At 49.1% G+C, this 6,271-nt stretch carries 8 protein-coding genes; all 8 read right to left on the bottom strand.

Annotated elements, in window-relative coordinates; genetic code table 11:
• A partial coding sequence (locus VZT47_RS09020; RefSeq protein ID WP_330224635.1) for an SLC13 family permease occupies positions 1–327 on the bottom strand: 327 nt, incomplete at its 3' end.
• A 649-nt stretch (positions 328–976) separates the two neighbouring features.
• Complete coding sequence (locus VZT47_RS09015; protein ID WP_330224634.1) at positions 977–1,858, bottom strand: hypothetical protein; 882 nt, start codon at positions 1,856–1,858, stop codon at positions 977–979.
• Positions 1,842–2,015 carry a hypothetical protein gene (locus VZT47_RS09010; protein ID WP_330224633.1) on the bottom strand — a complete coding sequence of 58 codons (174 nt, stop codon included), beginning with the start codon at positions 2,013–2,015 and terminating at the stop codon, positions 1,842–1,844. Before VZT47_RS09010 ends, VZT47_RS09015 begins: the two co-directional genes overlap by 17 nt.
• 81 nt (positions 2,016–2,096) lie before the next feature.
• On the bottom strand, positions 2,097–2,780 hold the full coding sequence (locus VZT47_RS09005) for a Pr6Pr family membrane protein (protein ID WP_330224632.1): 684 nt from the start codon (positions 2,778–2,780) through the stop codon (positions 2,097–2,099).
• 63 nt (positions 2,781–2,843) lie between these two features.
• Complete coding sequence (locus VZT47_RS09000; RefSeq protein ID WP_330224631.1) at positions 2,844–3,107, bottom strand: hypothetical protein; 264 nt, start codon at positions 3,105–3,107, stop codon at positions 2,844–2,846.
• Between the two features lie 373 nt (positions 3,108–3,480).
• Positions 3,481–4,284 carry a uridine phosphorylase gene (gene udp, locus VZT47_RS08995; RefSeq protein ID WP_330224630.1) on the bottom strand — a complete coding sequence of 268 codons (804 nt, stop codon included), beginning with the start codon at positions 4,282–4,284 and terminating at the stop codon, positions 3,481–3,483.
• A 229-nt stretch (positions 4,285–4,513) separates the two neighbouring features.
• A complete protein-coding gene (locus tag VZT47_RS08990; protein ID WP_330224629.1) occupies positions 4,514–5,050 on the bottom strand; it encodes a hypothetical protein in 537 nt (178 codons plus the stop codon).
• A gap of 1 nt (position 5,051) precedes the next feature.
• Positions 5,052–6,271 (bottom strand): hemolysin family protein (locus VZT47_RS08985; RefSeq protein WP_330224628.1); only part of this gene is annotated, 1,220 nt, incomplete at its 5' end.

The raw sequence follows: 6,271 nt of genomic DNA, 5'->3' as shown, positions 1-6,271 counted from the left end.
GGAAGATACGGAGGACAGGATGATGGTTACAATCATGATTGCGCCCATCAGCGGAACTTCGTTGGTACCTGCTTTTTTAACTACCCAAAGACCGATTGCTTCAGCGAGGCCGGTCTTGAACATAGCCGCACCGATGACGAACATACCACCGAAGAGTACGACGGTGGAGTTAGAAAGACCTGCATATACCTGTTTGGACGGAAGTACGCCGAGGATACCGAGAGCGGTGCAGGCTGCCATAGCGGTTACAGCCAGAGGGATCAGTTCGGTAACAAACAGGAATGCTGCTACTGCCAGTACACACAGTGTAGTAATGGCTGGATCCATAAAGGTTCACCTTCCTTTGAATAGTTTCCCATGTATCTCCGTTTCGATGCACTGCGGATGTTCATGGGAAATATTTCCGGAAATTGGGACTCATATAAAGTTTTGAAAGAATAATTGCTGAATTCCCGATATGAATCCGTACACCGGAAAATTCTTGAATCCCCTGGTCAACCGGCTATCCTCCTTCGTCACAGTCCCGGGGCGGGACTCTCATCTATGTGCCCGAAAGTACATAGGCATCTATGTTTATTCTATGCACGGCCCTATCTCTTTTCAAGCCGGTTTTATCAGTGTTTATCGGCGTTTTCATTCCCTTCAGGGGCCTTGAAAAACGCCAATTATTCCCCTTTCCATCTTCTGTAAAAAAATAAAGATGCAAAGTCCTTTGCATCCTCTTTTTAACTGCATAGTGTGCTATGTAATTGTTTTTCGATTCCATCGTGTACTATGTATTTAATGCAAATCAGACCGCTCTGTCATTTGCATTTTAGGGCCTCCCGGCAAATCGAATTCCCTGTTTCCAATAAATGGTACCTGAGCTCCTTAAATACATAGTATACTATATTTTTTATAATGGGAGCCTCCCCTTATTTATACCCCGCTGCCGGCTGCAGCAAAAAAGCACCCTGCCGGAGCGGGGTGCTTTTCCTTATTTCTTTTCAGATTCTTTATGGTCTTCCGGTTCTTCTTTCGTTTCCGGCTTTTCAGGGGCTTTCTCTGCTGGGGCCGGTTCTGTTTCAGCCTTTGCTGTTTTTTCCGGTTCCTCATCCCGGATGGCTTTTCTGCGGCGGGCAGCTTCCAGGGTTTCTTTGGAAGTGCCGTTTTCCAGTTCCACTTCTTCTCCATGGAAGTCAGCGCCCGTCAGTTCGTCTTCACGGCCGCCCATTTCGGTGCCTTTCTGGCGCAGCTGTTTGATACCTTCTTCAAAGGACATTTCCGGATGGTCTTTGAAATAGCCCTGGTCCCGGAGTTTCTTTTCCATGGCCTTGTAGGTGAACATGACCACTTCTTCCTGGGGGATACGGATCTGGCCGGGCATGCGCTTTTCGAATTCTTTCCAGAATTCTTCCGATGCTTTCATGAGGACACGGCCTACTTTCTTGTCACTGCCGATATCGTAGAGCAGGGACCAGATGGGACGATTATCCAGCTTGGAATATTCATGGAAGGTATAGCGGTAGGTGACCGGTTTCATCAGCTGGTTCTTGAAATGGTGAACGCCGAAGATATCTTCGTAGGGAAGGTTCAGTTCTTTCTTCGTCCAGAGACCCGTCTTGATCATGTAAAGCTTGTCTTTTTCAAGCCGGTAGGTGGTCTTCGTCAGGGTGATATCGAGCAGCCACCAGAGGATGGCCAGCTGGATACCTACGTCGATAACCGGCACATGATGGTTGATCATAAGACCGTAGTAAATATCCGTATAGCCGATGTAGGCCAGCCAGAGGATATAGCCGATCGCCAGAGGCAGGGCGTAGAATCTGTAGAAAATGGAATGGTCGACGAAATCTTTCGTCTCAGTTGTCTTTGCCATGAATGACTCCTTCAGCAAAAGCAGTGGAAATAGTTCCATAAAACGCGATGGAAATATTATAGCATATATTTCCAGTTGAAAAAAGAAAGGGATGAGCAGTTAGTAATGAGTTGTCCGCTTTTAGTGTGGAAGGTGCAAACCAATCCTGCTTAGCCATATAAAAATGGCGGGCCTTCTATTTCCGGCCCGTCACTTACGTCTCACTCATCACTAATAACTAACTGCTGACTACTGCATACTACCCATTATACGTCCAGGAGACCGGCGGGATGCCGAGGAGCCATAGTCCTTCTCCCACGGTGTAGACGAAGACACCGATGACAAAAAACTGGGCGCCCACGATGAGGCAGCCTTTCGTGATGTCCCATATGCCATGGTAATTGGGATCCATGAAGGTATAGGGATAAAGATGGGACTTCCCGTGGGTGACGATGGTGACCCAGGCGCGGAAATACACGAAAACCACATAGAAGGCAGGATAAATCATCCAGGTGAACATAGTGTACCAGTGCATATCAGTCTTGTTCACGAAGAAAATATAGTCCACCGTCATGAGGATGGGGATGAAGTAGTGAAATATGTAATTATAGAAAGAGAAATGCTCGTAGCTGATGTCGTTCAATTTGTGGGTACGGATGGCCCCCGGCCTCACGATCAGGTGGTACATGAGGGAAAGGGTTCCCAGGCTGGCCGCCACGATGTAGCGGCAGTCAGCGCTGTAAAGGAAAGGAAAATCCACCCGGAAAAGGGTGGCTCCCAGCCAGACCACAAAGAGGGTGAAGGTGGAAAACGTATAGTACTGGACCCTTGACCAGAAGACGAAGGGCGTCAGGACTTTATGTTTGGCAAGAAGAACGAGTCCCACCGCCAGCAGGATAAAGACGGCCCAGCGATACATCAGGGCGGCCGGCATATATTCCATAAAAGCCTCGATTTGATTCACTGAAAAAGGCCCGAAGGCCCCGGAAATGCAATCAGACTGGAATTACTTCTTATTATGTCTTCTCTGTCTGTGATTCTGTTTACGCCTTGCCTGGGCGCGGAGCTGGCGGATTTCTTCCTTCTCCCGAACTTCATTCTCCGCTTCTTCTCTGGCTTTTTTCTTCTGCTGGTAATTATAGAAATTGATGGCCAGGCAGACCAGAATCATGGCCAGGATGGCGACAGACCGCACAGTGACACCACTGTTGATGATATTCCATACGCCAAATGCCACAGCCACACCAAATAAAAGACCTCTTGCTCTCATTATAGGAAACTCCTTTAATTTCGGTTCTGAAAATAATGCAGTATATCGCTATTATGATAAATGATTTTTAAGGTAAGCGCAAGGGGAAGATGAGGTTTTTGGAAAACATGTTCAAGTAACGTATACTTCCATCAGAGCCGGTTCGTTCTTCGTTATTCGTTCGTCGTTGTTCGTGAAGGATATGGTTTGCTTCGCAAACCAATTTTATAGTGCGCTTTGCGCATGGCCTTCGGCTCTCATTGATTGATAATGAACTTTTATTTCTGTCTGTACACAGCCCCCATAAAAACTCGTCGGCCCATCAGGGCCGACACCTTCACGAACCACGAATCACGATTCACGAATCACGCCAAGCACTATTTGAAGTGCCCCCTCAGATGCTCACCATGAAATGGCCGATCATCATTTCCATCGCCCGTTTCACGACAGCTTGGAACCGTTTTTCCGCCAGTTCGTATACTTCATGGGGTGCTACAGATTCGCTGTCTGTCCTTTTGGCTACCACGCCGCAGATGGAGCCTGCCTTGAGGCCCAGCACGGAAGTCAGGGTAAAAAGGGTGGCGTTTTCCATTTCAAAATTCATGCATCCAAGGGCTCTGTATTCATTGAGGCTTCCCTTCAGTCTTCTCACCACATAGCCTTTGAAACTGTCATACCGTTCCTGGCCGGGCCAGAAGGAGTCGGTGGAAATAGAGATACCGGTCTTGAAAGGAATCCGGAGTTCCTTTGCTGCCTGCTCAAGAGCAAGGGTCACCCGCAAATCGGCCATGGCCGGAAAATTTACGGGTGCATAGGCTTTCGAAGCCCCGTCTTCCCGGACCGCCCCTTTATTGATGACCACATCTCCCAGATTCAGGTCTTCCTGAATGGAACCGGTGGTTCCGACACGAATGAAAACTTCCACGCCCAGACGGGCCAGTTCTTCCACTGCAAAAGTCACGCAGGGGCCTCCCATACCGGTAGACATAATGAGGACTGTCTGTCCGGATACTTTTGCTTTCCAGGTGGTGAAATCACGATGAGAGCATACATAGACCGCTTTTTCATCCAGTGCTTTTGCCAGGCCTTCCACCCGCCCCGGATCCCCGGGGACCAGGGCATATTTCGCGCCCTCAATCATTTCCTTCGTAAGCCCGGTATGGTACATGACTTCTCCCGGGGCAGCGTAATTGGGCATATCTTTCCTCCTTGTCAGTCTGTAGTAGTTAGCCGTTAGCCGTTAGCCGTTAGCCATCAGCGGGGCTGACTGTTTCCATTCCAAAACATTTTAAGCATGCTCTCTCTCGAAAGCATGCTCTTTTTCTCAATCCATCAGCAGGGCCAGAGGCCCGCGGCCGCAGGCCGCTATCTAAGATTGGCTGCAAAGCAGCCATATCCTTCACGAAGAACGATTCACACCATATGAATCAATCCGCAGCCTGCTCTTCTGCCTCTTTCCTCTTTTTCTCCTTTTTGGATTTCTTATCCTTCTTATCTTTCTTTGATTTCTTTTCTTTCTTCGACTTGCAGGATTTCTTTTCTTTCTTCTGTTTTTTCTTCTCCACAATGGCTTCTGCTTCCGGCAGGGTGGCTTCGCTCATTTCCTGCATGTCTTCTTCATCCATATTCCAGTCACCGTCGATATTGTCTTCTCCATCGGCCACGCCCAGGGTATGGGTCTTGAATTCCAGGTCCACATCATCATTCAGCATATCTTCCATTTCGATTTCCGGAGAATCTTCCAGAGCTTCCGATTTGTTTTCTTCTGCCAGATCATCCAGGATTTCCATCATCTCATCAGCCAGGCGGGAAACGCCGCGAATCCGTTCTTCTTCAGCCGGACGGAGGTCTTCTGAAGGAGCAAGCATGTAGGTGGAAAGGAAGCCCCTGCTTTCTTCCAGTTCCCGGCGGAGGGAAAGAATCCGTTCGCCAAGGGATTTCTTTGATGTCTCTTCTGTATCCATTTTATTTCTCCTTTGTAACCAGTACTTTATCGATACGGCGGTTATCACAGTCCACCACTTCGAAAGTGAACCGGCCGTACTTTGTCTTTTCCGTTTCCTTGGGAATATATCCCAGCGAATAGGTGATGAAGCCGCCCAGCGTCTTGTAATAGCCCTCGGCCTCCCCGGGAAATTCATCATCTATGTGGAAATATTCACGAAAATCATCGATGGAGCAGAGTCCTTCCACAAGCCAGGAATTTTCACTCCGGCGGATGAATTTATTCTGTTCTTCCAGGATGTCTTCTTTATCGCCGGGCATATCGCCCACGATTTCTTCCAGTAAATCATGAAGCGTGACGAGGCCGGAAAGGGTGCCGTATTCATCGATGACAATAGCTTCATGCACCCCTCTCGTCTTGAAGAGTTTCAGAATTTTGGTAAGGATCAGTGTTTCCGGGATGTAAATCGTCGTATGCACCGTATCCATGATGGATTTCTTCAGTGCTTTTCCCGGATGGTCATGCTGGTCCTTCAGCACTTCCGATACGTCTGCCAGGCCCTTGAATTCATCCAGGGAGCCGCTCCCCACAGGCAGGCGGAAATGGGAGGATTCGGAAATATCCTTCCATATTTTCTTTTCATCGTCTTCGAGGTCAATCCAGGTGAGCTGGGGCCTTGCCGTCATGCAGTCGGCAGCGGTCCGGTCGTTCAGCTCGAAAACGTTGTCAATGATTTCCGGTTCTTCTTTATCGAAAGTACCCATCTTGGCGCCCTGCTGGAGGAGGACTTTGATTTCCTCTTCCGAAACAGGCTGCTCGGTGCCCATTTTAATTCCCATCATGGACACCACCACTTTCGTGGACCAGGTGGAAAAGAGGACCAGCGGTTTACAGATGGTGGCCACAAGGATCATGGGCCGTGCGACGAAGCAGGCCGCTTTCTCAGGAATGGCTATGGCGATCCACTTCGGCACCAGTTCCCCCATGATGAGGGAGAAATAGGTGACCAGCACCATGACGATGGTCATGGCCACGGGCTTTGCATAAGGTTCAAGCGGCGGGATGAGGGCGAGCTCATCGGCCAGAGGCCCGGAAAGGGAGGCACCGGAAAACATACCCGTCAGGATGCCGATGGACGTGATCCCCACCTGGATGGTGGAAAACAGTTCCTCTTTCCTTTCGGCCAGACGGAGCGCATAGACGGCGCTCTTATTTCCTTCATCAATCATCTCCTGCAGCT

This window comes from Dialister sp. (assembly GCF_036343215.1).
In the GTDB taxonomy this organism is placed as follows: domain Bacteria; phylum Bacillota; class Negativicutes; order Veillonellales; family Dialisteraceae; genus Dialister.
Note: the sequence above shows the minus strand (reverse complement) of the source record. Positions and strands in the feature narration are given on the sequence as shown.